General features: G+C 71.3%; 13 protein-coding genes and 2 pseudogenes. 6 read left to right on the forward strand and 9 right to left on the reverse strand.

The genetic code is table 11. The features are described 5' to 3' along the window. Window positions 1-53 precede the first annotated feature (53 nt). On the forward strand, window positions 54-1,967 hold the full coding sequence (gene dxs, locus AWB89_RS19640; RefSeq protein ID WP_085102910.1) for a 1-deoxy-D-xylulose-5-phosphate synthase: 1,914 nt from the start codon (window positions 54-56) through the stop codon (window positions 1,965-1,967). Here dxs and AWB89_RS19645 read toward each other — a convergent pair. From AWB89_RS19645 to AWB89_RS19655, 3 genes are all read right to left on the reverse strand, one after another. Then, window positions 1,964-3,235 (reverse strand): HRDC domain-containing protein, encoded by a 1,272-nt coding sequence (locus tag AWB89_RS19645; RefSeq protein ID WP_085102912.1) that lies wholly within the window; start codon window positions 3,233-3,235, stop codon window positions 1,964-1,966. The genes dxs and AWB89_RS19645 overlap by 4 nt on opposite strands. A gap of 1 nt (window position 3,236) precedes the next feature. Then, window positions 3,237-3,773, reverse strand: coding sequence for a DUF3000 domain-containing protein (locus AWB89_RS19650; protein WP_241519469.1), 537 nt, complete (start codon window positions 3,771-3,773; stop codon window positions 3,237-3,239). A gap of 121 nt (window positions 3,774-3,894) precedes the next feature. Further along, window positions 3,895-4,755, reverse strand: coding sequence for an enoyl-CoA hydratase/isomerase family protein (locus AWB89_RS19655; protein ID WP_193791369.1), 861 nt, complete (start codon window positions 4,753-4,755; stop codon window positions 3,895-3,897). Between the two features lie 64 nt (window positions 4,756-4,819). Between AWB89_RS19655 and hemE the strand changes: the two genes are divergently transcribed. Genes hemE through AWB89_RS19675 form a run of 4 tightly spaced genes read left to right on the forward strand, consistent with a single transcriptional unit; the run spans window position 4,820 to window position 8,707 of the window. Further along, entirely contained in the window at window positions 4,820-5,893 is a 1,074-nt protein-coding gene (gene hemE / locus AWB89_RS19660) for a uroporphyrinogen decarboxylase (protein ID WP_139830848.1), read from the forward strand. Then, on the forward strand, window positions 5,890-7,254 hold the full coding sequence (locus AWB89_RS19665) for a protoporphyrinogen oxidase (protein WP_085175893.1): 1,365 nt from the start codon (window positions 5,890-5,892) through the stop codon (window positions 7,252-7,254). Before hemE ends, AWB89_RS19665 begins: the two co-directional genes overlap by 4 nt. Before the next feature lie 5 nt (window positions 7,255-7,259). Then, window positions 7,260-7,955, forward strand: coding sequence for a hydrogen peroxide-dependent heme synthase (gene hemQ / locus AWB89_RS19670; RefSeq protein ID WP_085102923.1), 696 nt, complete (start codon window positions 7,260-7,262; stop codon window positions 7,953-7,955). 44 nt (window positions 7,956-7,999) lie between these two features. Then, window positions 8,000-8,707: a class I SAM-dependent methyltransferase gene (locus AWB89_RS19675; protein ID WP_085103146.1), complete on the forward strand. Its 708-nt coding sequence runs from the start codon at window positions 8,000-8,002 to the stop codon at window positions 8,705-8,707. A 167-nt stretch (window positions 8,708-8,874) separates the two neighbouring features. Here the strand turns inward: AWB89_RS19675 and msrB are convergent, their stop codons facing one another. Genes msrB through AWB89_RS19695 form a run of 4 tightly spaced genes read right to left on the reverse strand, consistent with a single transcriptional unit; the run spans window position 8,875 to window position 12,999 of the window. Next, window positions 8,875-9,285 carry a peptide-methionine (R)-S-oxide reductase MsrB gene (msrB, locus tag AWB89_RS19680; protein WP_085102925.1) on the reverse strand — a complete coding sequence of 137 codons (411 nt, stop codon included), beginning with the start codon at window positions 9,283-9,285 and terminating at the stop codon, window positions 8,875-8,877. 9 nt (window positions 9,286-9,294) lie between these two features. Beyond that, window positions 9,295-10,632 (reverse strand): arabinofuranan 3-O-arabinosyltransferase, encoded by a 1,338-nt coding sequence (aftC, locus tag AWB89_RS19685; protein WP_241520537.1) that lies wholly within the window; start codon window positions 10,630-10,632, stop codon window positions 9,295-9,297. Window positions 10,633-10,645: 13 nt separating this feature from the next. Beyond that, window positions 10,646-12,205 (reverse strand): alpha/beta fold hydrolase, encoded by a 1,560-nt coding sequence (locus tag AWB89_RS19690; RefSeq protein ID WP_085102930.1) that lies wholly within the window; start codon window positions 12,203-12,205, stop codon window positions 10,646-10,648. A 14-nt stretch (window positions 12,206-12,219) separates the two neighbouring features. Then, the gene (locus AWB89_RS19695; protein ID WP_085102932.1) at window positions 12,220-12,999 is read right to left on the reverse strand and encodes a pyrimidine reductase family protein; all 780 of its coding nucleotides are present in this window, start codon (window positions 12,997-12,999) and stop codon (window positions 12,220-12,222) included. Here AWB89_RS19695 and zapE point away from each other — a divergent pair. Further along, a pseudogene (gene zapE / locus AWB89_RS19700) lies at window positions 12,967-14,023 on the forward strand (cell division protein ZapE). The gene AWB89_RS19695 and the pseudogene zapE sit on opposite strands and share 33 nt — an antisense overlap. On the opposite strand, the pseudogene AWB89_RS19705 reads toward zapE, so the two are convergent. Next, window positions 14,007-14,498, reverse strand: a pseudogene (locus AWB89_RS19705) (GNAT family N-acetyltransferase); the annotation flags it as partial. The pseudogenes zapE and AWB89_RS19705 sit on opposite strands and share 17 nt — an antisense overlap. After that, a complete protein-coding gene (locus tag AWB89_RS19710; protein ID WP_085175899.1) occupies window positions 14,486-14,995 on the reverse strand; it encodes a hypothetical protein in 510 nt (169 codons plus the stop codon). The gene AWB89_RS19710 and the pseudogene AWB89_RS19705, both read right to left, overlap by 13 nt. Window positions 14,996-15,010 lie beyond the last annotated feature (15 nt).

The raw sequence follows: 15,010 nt of genomic DNA on the forward strand, positions 1-15,010 counted from the left end.
CCCCCGCCAGCGGCTTCCCTGGTGTGGCCGCGGCCGCTGCGTAGACTAACGGGATGCTGGAACAGATCCGCGGGCCCGCTGATCTGCAGTACCTCTCCCAACCGCAGCTGCGTGATCTGGCGACCGAGATTCGCGAGTTCCTGATCCACAAGGTGGCGGCCACCGGAGGGCATCTGGGGCCCAACCTGGGCGTCGTCGAGCTGACGCTCGCGCTGCACCGCGTGTTCGACTCGCCGCACGACCCGATCGTCTTCGACACCGGCCACCAGGCCTACGTCCACAAGATGCTGACGGGCCGCTCCCACGACTTCGAGAGCCTGCGCAAAAAGGGGGGCCTGTCGGGGTATCCGTCGCGCGCGGAGAGCGAGCACGACTGGGTGGAGTCCAGTCACGCCAGCGCGGCGCTGTCCTACGCCGACGGGCTGGCCAAGGCGTTCGAGCTGAGCGGGCACCGCAACCGGCACGTGGTCGCCGTCGTCGGCGACGGCGCGCTCACCGGCGGCATGTGCTGGGAGGCGCTGAACAACATCGCCGCCTCGCGCCGGCCGGTGATCATCGTCGTCAACGACAACGGCCGCAGCTACGCGCCCACCATCGGCGGGGTCGCCGACCACCTGGCCACGCTGCGGCTGCAGCCGGCCTACGAGCACATGCTGGAACGGGGTCGCGACGCGGTGCGCTCGCTGCCCCTCGTCGGCCAGATCGCCTACCGCTTCATGCACAGCGTCAAGGCCGGCATCAAGGACTCCCTCTCGCCGCAGCTGCTGTTCACCGACCTCGGCCTGAAGTACGTCGGCCCGGTCGACGGCCACGACGAGCGCGCGGTGGAGGCCGCGCTGCGCCACGCCCGCGGCTTCGGCCGACCGGTGATCGTGCACGTCGTCACCCGCAAGGGCATGGGCTACGCGCCGGCCGAGGACGACGAGGCCGAGCAGATGCATTCCTGCGGGGTCATCGACCCGGCCACCGGCCTGGCCACCAAGATCCCCGGGCCGGGCTGGACGGCGACCTTCTCCGACGCGCTCATCGCCTACGCGCGCAAACGCCGCGACATCGTGGCCATCACCGCCGCGATGCCCGGACCCACCGGGCTGACCCCGTTCGGGCAGCAGTTCCCGGACCGCCTGTTCGACGTCGGCATCGCCGAGCAACACGCGATGACGTCGGCCGCCGGGCTCGCGATGGGCGGCATGCACCCGGTGGTGGCGATCTATTCGACGTTCCTCAACCGGGCCTTCGACCAGATCATGATGGACGTGGCGCTGCACAAGCTGCCGGTCACCATGGTGCTGGACCGGGCCGGGGTCACCGGTTCCGACGGCGCCAGCCACAACGGGATGTGGGACCTGTCGATGCTGAACATCGTGCCCGGCATCCGGGTGGCCGCGCCCCGCGACGCCGCCCGGCTGCGCGAGGAGCTCGGCGAGGCGCTCGACATCGACGACGGCCCGACGGCGATACGGTTCCCCAAAGGCGATGTGGGAGAGGACATTCCGGCCCTCGAACGGCGCGGGGGGGTCGACGTGCTGGCGGTCCCGGCCGACGGGCTCAACCACGACGTGCTGCTGGTCGGGGTCGGCGCGTTCGCGCCGATGGCGCTGGCGGTGGCCAAGCGGCTGCACAACCAGGGCATCGGGGTGACGGTGATCGACCCGCGCTGGGTGTTGCCCGTGGCCGACGGCGTGCTCGACATGGCGGCGCAGCACAAGCTTGTCGTCACGTGCGAGGACAACGGCGTCAACGGCGGCGTGGGCTCGGCGGTGTCGGCGGCGCTGCGGCGCGCGGAGATCGACACGCCGTGCCGCGACGTCGGGCTGCCACAGCGGTTCTACGAGCACGCGTCGCGGGGTGAGGTGCTCGCCGATCTGGGTCTGACCGACCAGGACGTGGCCCGTCGCGTCACCGGTTGGGTGGCGGCGCTGGGGTCGTTGGTGTCCGAGGCCGAGATCCCGGAGCACCTGGACTAGTCGCCGGCCTCCGGCGGCTGCAACGCCCGGGCCAGCGCCGGGTCCACGAGCTGACGCTGCCACGCCCGCGCCTGTCCGGCGCGCAGGAATTCGTCGACGGCCTCGTCGGGGTCGGGCGCGCCCGCCCAGTCCCAGCACAGCCGTCGCACCAGGTCGGGCGAGACCAGGTTTTCCGTCGGGACCCCCACCCGCTCCGACACTTCGCCCAGCGCCGCGCGGGCCGCCTCGAGCCGCGCCGCGGCCTCCGGTTTGCGCCTGCTCCACCGCGCCGGCGGTGGCGGGCCGTTGGGCGGCTCGGCGTCCTCCGGCGGGTCCTGGCTCCGCCGGGCCGCTTCCAGCGCCCCCAGCCACACCGCGGCGCTGCGGCGCTGGTTGCGCCCGCCGAACACGGGCAGCTTGACGAGTTCCTCGACGGTCTTCGGGTCGGCCAGGGCGGCGTCGATGATGGCTGAATCCGGCAGGACGCGGCGGGGCGCGATGTCGCGGCGCTGCGCGATCCGGTCGCGCGCGGTCCACAGCTCGCGTACCGCGGCCAGGCCCCGGCGGTCGCGCACCCGATGGATCCCCGACGTGCGGCGCCAGCGGTCGCGCCGCGCGGCCGGCGGCAGCTCCTTGGAGCCCGCGTCGCGCAGGTAGTCGAATTCCTCTGCGGCCCAACCGGTTTTGCCCTGCTCGGCCAGCACGTCGGAGATCGCGGCGCGCAGCTCGATCAGCAGTTCCACGTCCAGGGCGGCGTAGTTGAGCCACTCGGCGGGCAGCGGGCGCTTGGACCAGTCGGCCGCGCCGTGGCCCTTGGCCAAGCCGTATCCGAGCAGCCGCTCGACCATGGTGGCCAGGTTCACCCGGTCGAACCCGGCGAGCCGACCGGCCAGCTCGGTGTCGTACAGGGCGGGGGGCCGCATGCCGACCTCGGCCAGGCACGGCAGGTCCTGGTCGGCGGAGTGCAGGATCCACTCGTCGGAGCCGAGCACCTCGGCGACCGGCCGCAGCGCCGTCAGCGGGTCGGCGCCGTGGCTGACCGGGTCGATGAGCACCGTGCCGGCGCCCGCCCGCCGGATCTGGATCAGGTAGGCCCGGTTGGAGTAGCGGAATCCCGACGCCCGCTCGGCGTCCACCGCGAAAGGTCCGCGCCCGCGGTCCAACAGCCGCGCGGCCGCCTCGATCTCCCGCACGCTCACCGCGAGGTCGGGGACGCCGTCGGCCGGGTGCAGCAGCGGGCACGCTTCGGGCACGGCGCTGTCGGGCCCGACGGCCCCAGCTTCGCTCATGTCAGGCGCGTGACCGGGAGCTCAGGTCGGTGACCCCGGTCGGCGGCAGGCCCGCGGCGTGCTCGAGCACCTCGCAGAACGCCTCGACGTGCGCGCCGACGTCGGGGCTGGTCGCCGTCCAGGACGCCCGCAGCTCCAGCTGGTGGGCGCGGGGCGGCCCGGAGATGTCGCCGTAGCGCACCGACGTGGTCGCGGTGACGGTGCCGCCCAGGGCGGTGGTGTGCTCGAGGCGCGATTCCAGCGCGTCGACCAGCCAGCTCCACGCCACCTCCGGCAGCAGCGGGTCGACGGCCTCGGTCGGGTCGAGGTCGGCCTGGATGTAGGCGACCAGGCGGATGGTCCCGTCCCAGGCGTCGGCGCCGTCGGGGTCGTAGAGCAGGATCAGCCGGCCGAACGCGTCGCCCTCGGACCGCTCCGGGACGATCTCGAGGTCGGGGTGCTTGACCTCGGCGCCCAGCGCGTAGCTGTAGGGCGCCAGGCGCTGCGGCGGACGGATCGGGCCCAGCTCGATCTCCGGCCGCACGGTGACGGCGTTCATCGCCACTACCGCCTCGCGGAATGGGGCCGGTTCAGCTGACGTCACAGCGTTCGACGCTAGACCCATCACCCGACACGCCGAAACAGGCGCGCCGAATTCCGCGCCCGTCGCGACCAAGCCGTTACCAGCGCCTATCGGTGCCCGCTGCAGAACGTCTTGGCTGCTCAGGGCGCTTTTCCCCGTCGAACCGGGCCGGGCGCTTCTCCCGGTGCGCGGCCAGGCCTTCGCGGACGTCGGGGCCGCCGAAGCTGAGGAATTCCAGGCCGAGCGACGTTTCGAAGGTGGGGCCGAACATGCGGTACCAGTAGTTCAGGCTGTGCTTGGTCCAGCGGATGGCGTTCTGCGCGCCCTGGGCCAGGTTCTCGGCGATGCGGGTGGCGGTCGCCAGCACCTCGTCGTCGTCGACGCAGGTGGAGACCAGTCCGATGCGTTCCGCCTCCTCGCCCAGCAGGGTTTCGCAGGTGAGCAGGTAGTACTTGGCCTTGGCCATGCCGACCAGCAGCGGCCAGCAGATCGCGGCGTGGTCGCCGGCGGCCACCCCGAGCTTGGTGTGCCCGTCGATGAACCGCGCGGTGCGGCCCGCGACCGAGATGTCGGCGAGCAGCGCCACCACCAGGCCGGCGCCGACGGCGGGGCCCCGGATCGCCGAGACGACGGGCTTGTCGAAGTTGACCATGTTGAGCACCAGGTCGCGGGCCTCCCGCATGATGCGGATCCGGCCCTCGAAGTCGCCGATCGTCTCGTCGATCAGGTCGAAGCTGCCGCCGGAGGAGAAGGCCTTGCCCTCGCCGCGGACCAGGACGACGCGCACGGCCGGGTCGCGATCGAGCACCGGCCAGACGTCGGCCAGGTCGCGGTGCATCTGCGGCCCGACGGAGTTGAGGCCGGGGGAGTCGAGCACCAGCGTCAGCACGCCTTCGGAACCAGGTTTGTCGGCGGGTTCGAAGCGCAGGCTGGGAAACTCGTCGTAGCTGATCGGCACGGGGTCGATGTTACGCATGCGCCGATCGGCACTCGTGGCAGCATTGAGGCTGATGAACACCCCCGTGCGTGCCCGCCGTGACCTGCCCGAGTCGCCGTATCTGGCCGCCGTCAGCGGGGGCAAGCCCGGCCGCGTGCCGGTGTGGTTCATGCGCCAGGCCGGGCGCTCGCTGCCCGAATACCGGGCGTTGCGGGAACGGCACAGCATGCTCGCGGCCTGCTTCGAGCCGGAGGTGGCCTGCGAGATCACGCTGCAGCCGGTGCGCCGACACGGCGTCGACGCGGCGATCCTGTTCTCCGACATCGTGGTGCCGCTGCGCGCCGCGGGCGTCGAACTGGACATCGTCGCCGACGTGGGGCCGGTGATCGCGCACCCGGTGCGCACCGACGCCGACATCGATGCGATGAAACCCCTTGAGCCGCAGGCGATTGCGCCGATAGGAGAGGCGGTCTCGCTGCTCGTCGGCGCGCTGGGCGACGTCCCGCTGATCGGCTTCGCCGGCGCGCCGTTCACACTGGCGTCCTACCTCGTCGAAGGCGGCCCCAGCCGCAACCACGCCCGCACCAAGGCGATGATGCTGGCCGAGCCGCACAGCTGGCACGCGCTGATGGAGAAGCTGACCGACCTCACCGTCGCGTTCCTGCGGGGGCAGATCGAGGCCGGGGTGGACGCGATCCAGGTGTTCGACTCGTGGGCGGGGACGCTGTCGCTGGCCGACTACCGCCATTACGTGCTGCCGCACAGCTCGCGGGTGTTCGCCACGCTGTCGGAATACGGCGTGCCGATGACGCACTTCGGGGTCGGCACGGCCGAGTTGCTGGGCGCGATGTCCTCGGCGCTGAAGTGCGGGATGAAGCCGCGGCAGGCCACCGCCGTCGGGGTGGACTGGCGCACCGCGCTGGTCGACGCCGCCGCCCGGGTCGAGCCCGGCACCGCGCTGCAGGGCAACCTCGATCCGGTGGTGCTGCAGGCGGGTTGGCCGGTGGTGGAACGCGCCGCGCGGGCCGTCATCGACGACGGGCGCCGCGCGATCGACGCCGGCGCGACCGGCCACGTGTTCAACCTCGGTCACGGGGTGCTGCCCGAGACCGATCCCGGCATCCTGACCGACCTGGTCGCGCTGGTCCACTCGCTATGACCGCCCGCTCGTATTGCGTTGTGGGCGGCGGCATTTCGGGGCTTACGGCGGCGTACCGGCTGCGCGCGGCCGCCGGTGACGACGCGACGATCACACTGTTCGAGCCCGCCGACCGGCTCGGCGGGGTGTTGCGCACCGAGCGGGTCGGCGGGCAGGCGATGGACGTGGGCGCGGAGGCGTTCGTGTTGCGCCGGCCCGAGATGCCGGCGCTGCTGGCCGAGCTGGGCCTGTCGGATCTCCAGCGGGCCACCACCGGGGCCAGGCCGCTGATCTACAGCCAGCGGCGGTTGCACCCGCTGCCCACCGGGACCGTCGTCGGGATCCCGTCGTCGTCCGCCTCGGTGGCCGGGCTGGTGGACGACGCGACCCTCGCGCGCATCGACGCCGAACCCGGCCGCCCGCTGGCGTGGCAACCCGGCAGCGACCCCGCCGTCGCCGACCTGGTCGGCGACCGGTTCGGCGCGCAGGTCGTGGCCCGGTCGGTGGATCCCCTGCTCAGCGGGGTGTACGCGGGCTCCGCGGCGACCATCGGTCTGCGCGCGGCGGCCCCCAGCGTCGCGGCGGCCCTCGACCGCGGCGCCACCAGCCTGACCGAGGCCGTCACCGAGGGGCTGCCCCCGAACACCGGCGCGCCGGTGTTCGGGGCGATCGACGGCGGGTACCGGGTGCTGGTCGACCAGCTCGTCGGGCGCGGCCGCGCGAACTGGGTGCGCGCCGCGGTGCAACGGCTCGAACCCGACGGGGCCGGCTGGTCGCTGCTCGACGACGCCGGCACCCGCTGGCGCGCCGACGCGGTGATCCTGGCCATTCCGGCCCCGCGGCTGGCGACGCTGGTCGCCGAGGTGGCGCCGCGCACCAGCGCCGCCGCCCGCCGGATCGAGAGCGCGTCGTCGGTGGTGGTGGCGCTCGCGGTCCCCGCCGACACCGCGTTCCCGCAGTGCTCCGGCGTCCTGGCCGCGACCGGGGAACGCCTGCGGGCCAAGGCGATCACGCTGTCGTCGCGCAAATGGGGCGCGCGGGGGGACACCCAGCTGCTGCGGCTGTCGTTCGGGCGGTTCGGCGACGACCCGGAAAATTCAGCGGCCGGCACGCCCGACGACGAACTGCTGGGCTGGGCGCTGAGCGACCTGGTCGACGTGTTCGGGCTGAGCGTCGACCCGGTCGACGCCCGGGTGCAGCGCTGGATGGACGCGATGCCGCAGTACGGTCCCGGCCACGCCGACGTGGTCGCCGAGGTGCGCGCCGGGCTGCCGCCCGGTCTCGCGGTCGCCGGCAGCTACCTGGACGGGATCGGTGTGCCGGCCTGCGTCGGGGCGGCCGCCCGGGCGGCCGAGGCGCTGCAGGCGGAAGTGGCACGATAGATGCCATGGCCAAACTCGATTACGAGGCGCTGAATTCGCAGCTTCGCTACCTGATGTTCTCGGTGTTCGCCGTGCGGCCGGGCGAGCTCGGTGACGAGCGCGCCGCCGTGATCGACGACGCCGCCAGGTTTTTCAAGGAGCAGGAGGCGCGCGGCGTGGTGGTGCGCGGCCTCTACGACGTGGCGGGCCTGCGCGCCGACGCCGATTTCATGATCTGGACCCACGCCGAACGCATCGAGGCGCTGCAGGCGACCTACGCCGACTTCCGGCGCACCACCACCCTGGGCCGGGCCAGCGCGCCGGTGTGGAGCAGCGTGGCGCTGCATCGGCCCGCCGAGTTCAACAAGAGCCACATCCCGGCGTTTCTGGCCGGCGAGGAGCCCGGCAACTACGTCTGCGTGTATCCCTTTGTGCGGTCTTACGAGTGGTACCTGCTGCCCGACGAGGAACGCCGCCGCATGCTCGCCGAGCACGGCATGGCCGCGCGCGAATACAAGGACGTCCGCGCCAACACCGTGCCGGCGTTCGCGCTGGGCGACTACGAATGGATCCTGGCCTTCGAGGCGCCCGAGCTGGACCGCATCGTCGACCTCATGCGCGAGCTGCGCGCCACCGACGCGCGCCGCCACACCCGCGCCGAGACGCCGTTCTTCACCGGGCCGCGGGTGCCGGTCGAGCAGTTGGTGGCGGCGCTGCCGTGACGACCGCGCCGTTCGACCCGACCGATCCCGCCCGCTTCGAGGAGATGTACCGCGACGACCGGACGTCGCACGGACTGCCCGCGGCGACGCCGTGGGACATCGGCGGTCCGCAGCCGGTGGTTCAGCGGCTGGTCGCGCTGGGCGCGATCAAGGGTGAGGTGCTCGACCCGGGCACCGGCCCCGGTCACCACGCGATCTACTACGCCTCGAAGGGCTACTCGGCGACCGGCATCGACGGGTCGGCCGGAGCGATCGAGCGGGCCCGCCAGAACGCCCAAAAGGCCGGCGTGTCAGTGAATTTCGAGCTGGCTGACGCCACCAAGCTGGAGGGATTCGACAACCGGTTCGACACCGTCGTCGACTGCGCCTTCTACCACACCTTCAGCACCGACCAGGACATGCAGCACGCGTACGTGCAGGCGTTGCGCCGGGCGACCAAGCCCGGGGCGCGGCTGTACATGTTCGAGTTCGGCGAGCACGACGTCAACGGCTTCAAGATGATGCGGTCGTTGTCCGAGGACGACTTTCGTGAGGTGCTGCCGGCCGGCGGGTGGGAGATCACCTACCTCGGCCCGACGACCTATCTGGTCAACATGAGCACCCAGACGATCGAGCTGATGGCCGCGCGCAACCCGGACATGGCCGACCAGGTGCAGGCGCTGCTGGACCGGTTCCGGGCGATGGAGCCGTGGCTGGAGGGCGGCCGGGTGCACGCCCCGTTCTGGGAATGCCACGCCACGCGGGTGGACTAGCCCCACCCGTCACATCAGTCACCCGAAAGTTGGGGGTGACTCTTTGCCCGCCTCACAGCGACAACTGTCCCCGCGGCGCGGTGCGCGCGATTGTCGCTATGAGGCGGGCACCAAGGCACATGCCTCGCTTCTTGTGACGCGTGGGAATCGGTTCGGCGGGTGCCGGGCTAGGCGCCCGTCGGCACCAGCCGCAACGAGATCGAGTTGATGCAGTAGCGCTGGTCGGTCGGGGTGGGGTAGCCCTCGCCGGCGAACACGTGGCCCAGGTGGCTGTGGCAGTTCGCGCACAGCACCTCGGTGCGCGTCGTCCCCATCGAGTGGTCGGGACGCAGGATCACCGCGTCGGAGCTGGCCGGGTCGAAGAACGACGGCCAGCCGCAGTGCGACTCGAATTTCTCTGTGCTGCGGAACAATTCGGCGCCGCACGCCCGGCATTGGTACACGCCCTCGGTCTTGGTGTCGGTGTACTCGCCGGTGAACGGCCGTTCGGTGCCGGCGCGGCGCAGCACCTCGAACTCCTGCGGGTTCAGCTTTTGGCGCCACTCGTCGTCGGACAGTTGCACCTTGGGGCTCGTCATGCGTCCACGCTAGCTCGGATGGCGCTGACCCGCTGCGCCCGGCTCCGCCGCGCTTGCGATCAGCGCGTCGCGCTGACATTCGTCCGGGACCCACGCCGGATCGATGCCCTCGTCCAGCCGGCCCTCGGCCTTGGCGTCCAGATAGCGGAAGTAGAGCACGGTGAACGCGACGATCAGCAGCAGCGACCAGCCGTAGGTGATCTTCAGGTAGTGCAGCGCGCGGCCGTACCTCATGTACCGGTAGATCAGCCAGTCGTCCAGCGCCATGAAGCCGTAGATCCCCAGCCACGCCGGCCAATTGCGGATCAGCGAATTGGGCAGCACGACCGTCATCAGGAACGGGAACAGCATCATCGAGTAGTAGCCCTGGGCCAGCGGCAGCACCAGCCAGGAGCACAGCAGCAGCACGCCCGACGAGCTGGTGTACCAGAACAGCGGGTCGCGGGTGCGGTAGTAGCGGTACAGCAGCCACAGCGCGGCGATCGCGAGCACGGTGAACAGGATCCGCAGGAACACGATCAGCCAGGTGGGCAGCCCGAAGTACACGCCGTTGCCCTCGATCGAGCTGTTGAAGTAGTCGCGGACGCCGCCGATGTAGGGCATCGTGCGGGTGACGAAGTCCATCGGGTCGCTGACCAACGGCCACGCGGCCAGGTTGATGACGACCGGCACGATGAACGCGGGCACCAAGGTCCGCCACTGCCGGTTCAGCAGCGGCAGCAGCAGCAGCGGGCCGAGCAGCGGTTTGAGCGTCAACGTGAGCCCGATGACGAGGCCGGCCCACCACTGGTGCCCGACTTGGCCGTCCAGCAGCCAGCGCAGGAACAGCACCTCCGCGAGCAGCACGCAGCCGTTGATGTTGGTGAACACCAGCGTGCTGGTCACGCTTTCCGTGCAGAACATGGCCAGCAGGAGCGCGGGAGCGGCCACCGAGGACAGCGTGAATTTGAACAGCCGCAGCAACAGGTACCAGGCGATCAGGATGGCCACGGTATTGATCAGGATGAACAGATAGCGCGACGGCGTGAAGGGCAGATAGCCGAACGGGGCCATCAGCAGCGTGCCGCCGGGCGGGTAGAGGTAGTGCGGGTCGACGTAGTCGAAGTGCTCGTTGTAGATGTCCCAGCCGTGCCGGAAGTTCAGCACCGCGCGGTACACCGGCTTGAAGTCGTCGGTGATGTTGCCGTTGATGCTGAGGATGATGCTGCGGTGCAGCACCGACATGATGGCCACCGGCCACAGCACCGATCGCAGTATCGTCGCGGCGCTCGGGGCGCCGGTGCGGGGACGAAAGGCGGCCAATATCCCGTCACGCAGGCCGGTTCGGGTCGAGTCAGCTGCGGTCACGAAGCGCAAAGTATCAGGCGGGGCAGTAGGTGTCGGTTCCGGGCAGCTTGCCGCTGTTGAGGTAGCCGATCAGCGGCGGGACCGCGCAGGGCGAATAGATGCTGGCGCCGTGACCGATGCCCTGCCACATCACCCGCTTGCTGGCCGCGTTGGCGTTGATGATGGTGGCCGCCGTCTGAGCCACCCCCTCGGTGCCGACGATCGGGTCGTTCTGCACGCCCGCCAACAGGATGTCGACCTTGAGGTTCTTCGGCGGGGCCGGCGGCGGAATCGTGGGCCAGTGCACGCATTTGACCAAGTTGAGGGCGGCGACGGTGCCGAACTGGGGATAGAGCTTGGCCCACGCCACGACGAGCTCGCGGACCCGGTCGGGGGTGGGGCGGTTGATGGCGTCGCTGCAGGAGCTGACGAACTGGCCGTCGGAGTCGGTGACGGCGTACGCGTGGTTGATCAGGTTGTTCAGCTGGTTGGCGTCGCCGGAGCGGGCGGCGGCCAGCGCGTTGGCCAGGCTCGTGGTGGCGCCGACGCGTCCGCCCGACGGGAAACCCAACGCGACGGTGATGGCGTTGGCGACGCCGGCCACCGCCGCGCCGCCGGGCCCCTTGCCGCCGCGCGCGTCGGTGAGCATCGCGCTGACGGCGGCCTTCGGGTCGGGGCCCAGCGCGCAGTTGACGGCGACGCACTGGGCGGCGAACGCGTCGAGCGCGGCCTGTTGCCCCTTGACCTGTTGCTCGGCGGCCGCTTCGGCGTTGACGCCCAACGCAATCGGGGAGTCGAGGATCAGCCGCGCGACTCGGTCGGGCCGCGACGCGGCGTAGGCCAGCGCGACCTGGGCGCCGTTGCCGATCCCGATCAGCGCGACCGCCGGCACGTCCCACAGCGTGCGCAGCCGCTCGATGTCCGAGGCGGCGTGCGAATTGTCGTAGGAGGACGCGCCCGGCGCGATGGCGTCGGTGCAGTTCGTGGTGGCGGTGTTGGAGATGTCGGACAGGTTGGCCACCGGGTCGTCGCCGGCCTGGAACTGCGCCTGGTCGCGCATCGACTGCCGGTCGAGCTGGTCGCGGCAGTCGATCGGGCTCGACATGCCCATGCCGCGCCGGTCCACGGCCACGACGGGATGGGTTTGTAGCACGTCGGCGCCGGAGCGGGCGAGCCACACGGGCAGCTGCGTGGACGACGGCAGGTCCGATCCGGTGGTGAGGACGAGCGGTCCCGCGTCGCGCGGCGTCTGGTTCGAGCGGGCGCGCACCACGCCGATGGTCAGGTTCCCGCCCTGGCCGTTGACCGGGTCGAGGTCGCTGTCGTAGGTCGCGCAGTCCAGCTGCACACCCGGCGCCGCGGGGACGGCCGCGTCGGAAAAGACCTTCGATGTGCAGTCGTGCCAGGCCAGGTCGTTCTTGGGCGCCGCGATCGGCGGCGGACCGCTGGGCGGCGGCTTGCTCGGGGCCACGCCCTGCGGGTGGGCGCCGGAGTTGGTCGCGAAGCGCGGATCGGCGCCCAGGCCGGGAACGCAGCCGGCCACCACCGCGGTCACCGCGAGCAGCACCGTGGCCGATGCGATCTGCCGACTCATGCCGACCACAGTAGCTAGGCCTTGACGTAGCGGCCGTAAAGGTAGCCGGCCTCGTCGGTGAGCAGGTGGGCGCGGCGCATCCGGGTCAGCGCCTGGCCCGGGCCCGCCGCGATGCGCCGCGCCAGGCCGCCGACGAGGTACGGCGCGACCGTCAGGCACAGCTCGTCGAGCAGGTCGCGGTCGATGAACGTCCCGAGCAGCGTCGGCCCGCCCTCGGTGAGGATGTGGCGCATTCCGCGCGCCGCGAGGGCGCCCAGCAGCGTGGCCTCGTCGACCTTGCCGGGATCGTCGCCGGAGCAGTCCACCACCTCGCACAGGTCGCCGATCAGGCTGCGGGTCTTGTCGGCCGCCGCCGCGCAGGTGAGCACCAGGGGCGGCACCTCGGTCCGGGTGAACACCGCCAGGTCCGGCTCGAGGTGCCCCGACTGGGTGACGACCGCCAGCTGCGGGACCTCGCTTTGCCCGCGGGCCTGCCGCTCCTGGCGCTGCGCGACGGCCACGTGCGCGCCGGAATACCCCTCGATGCGCACCGTGCCGGCGCCGACCACGATCACGTCGGCCAGTTCGCGCAGCAGGTTGAAGATGTGCCGGTCGCCGGGCCCGCCCATCGCGCCGCTGCTGCCGTCGGCCGTGGCGCCGCCGTCGAGGCTGGTGATGAAATTCGCCCGCAGCCAGGTGCCGTCGCGGTCCGGGTAGCCGTAGAGCCCGGCAAGTTCGCCGTCGTCGAGTTCGCGGGCGGACCCGAGCAGCGTCAGCATGGCTTGATTGCAGCACGCCGCTACAGTTCGGGGCATGCCCGGGTTGGTGGATCGGCATCCGACCGTGTCGCCGGAGCGACTCATCGCCCAATTGCGGCCGCCGCCAACGTTCGCCGACGTGAGCTTCGCGACGTATCGCCCGGATCCGGCGGAACCGACCCAGGCGGCCGCCGTCGAGGCCTGTCAGGACTTCTGCCGGCAGGCCGTCGAGCGCCGGGCCGGCCGCCGAAAACTGTTCGGCAAGCGGGCCGTACTGCCCGGCGTCGGGCTCTACCTCGACGGCGGCTTCGGCGTGGGCAAGACCCACCTGCTCGCCTCGGCTTACTACCAGTTGCCGGGCGCGGGACCGGAACCGCCAACCCCCAAGGCGTTCGCCACCTTTGGCGAGCTGACCCAGCTCGCCGGGGTGTTCGGGTTCGTCGAGTGCATCGAGATGCTGGCCGGTTACACCGCGGTGTGCATCGACGAGTTCGAGCTCGACGACCCCGGCAACACCACGCTGGTCTCGCGGCTGCTGTCGTCGTTGGTCGCGCGGGGAGTGTCGGTGGCCGCGACCTCCAACACCCTGCCCGAGCAGCTCGGCGAGGGCCGCTTCGCCGCCCAGGATTTCCTGCGCGAAATCAACACGCTGGCAAGCATTTTCACCACCGTGCGGATCGAGGGCCCCGACTACCGGCACCGCGGCCTGCCGCCGGCGCCGCAGCCGCTGTCCGACGAGGAGGTGGTCGCCCGCGCCGAACGGGTCGAGGGGGCGACGCTGGACGACTTCGACGCGCTGTGCGCGCACCTGGCCACCATGCACCCGTCGCGGTATCTGACGCTGATCGAGGGCGTGACGGCGGTGTTCATCACCGGCGTGCACGCCATCGACGACCAGAACGTCGCGCTGCGGTTGGTGTCGCTGACCGACCGGCTCTACGACGCGGGGATCCCGGTGGTGGCATCGGGGGAGAAGCTGGACAGCATCTTCAGCGAGGAGATGCTGGCGGGCGGTTATCGCAAGAAGTATCTGCGGGCGACGTCGCGGCTGGTGGCGCTGACCCGAGCCGGCGAAGCATGAGGTAGTCGTTCTCGGTGCGGCCGCCCACTTGAAACGTCCTGGTGCCGTTGATCGTAAAGCCGCTCTTGGCGTAAAAGCGTTGCGCGCGTTGGTTGGCCTGGTTGACGCCCAGCCACACGCTGCGCGCGCCCCACCGTTCGGCCGTGGCCAGCGCCAGGTCCATCAGCGCCGCCGACACCCCGTCGCCGTGGTGGTCGGGCAGCACGTAGATCTTCGACAGCTCGGCGGTGTCGGAGCCGTCACGGATGAGCATGGCGTAGCCGACGATTCGCCCGCCCCGCGCGGCGGTGATGACCGCGCGGTCCGGGTCGGCCAGGTATTCCGCGAAGCGCTCCGCCGACAGGTTGGCCTCGACGAACGACGCGATGTCCTCAGCAGCGGTCGACGGCGGGCAGGCCAGCGGAAAGGTTTGGGCCGCAACGGCAGCCAGCTCGCCGGCGTCGACCGAACCCGTCGATAGCGTCAGAGATTCCACTGCGCGAGGTGATAGCCCGTCTTCCGGTCCAGCAGGACGACGGTGGACACCGGGTCGCGGTAGGCGTCCCAATACGCCCCGCCGCGCACGATCGCCCCGTTCGGCGCGTTGCCGAGCACGTTGGACAGCTCGTCGGGCGCGTCGGTGGCGCGCTGTTTGTAGGCGTCGGCGAACGGCGTCACGCCGTCGAAGCTGAACACGGTCGCCATGATGTAGGGGTTGGGCACCCGGACGGCGCGGACCGTCACGTCGGCGCGGTTCGGGGTGCTGCCGGGGAAGCTTTTGATCGGCACGCCGCTGCGCGTGTAGCCGAACCCCGGCGGCGGGTCGCAAGGGGTCACGCCGCTCACGGTGATGTCGGCGACGTAGTCGCCGGTGTCCACCCGCAGGGTGTCACCGATGTGGCCGATCGGCGCGTCGCCGGCCCACGCGCGCGGCGCCGCGAGGTTCGCGGCCGCAACCAGCAGGATTGACAGGGCGATCAGCCAGCGGTGCATCCTCGCATGATCGCA

Origin of the sequence: Mycobacterium paraense (genome assembly GCF_002101815.1) — a bacterium.
GTDB classification, from domain to species: Bacteria; Actinomycetota; Actinomycetes; order Mycobacteriales; family Mycobacteriaceae; genus Mycobacterium; species Mycobacterium paraense.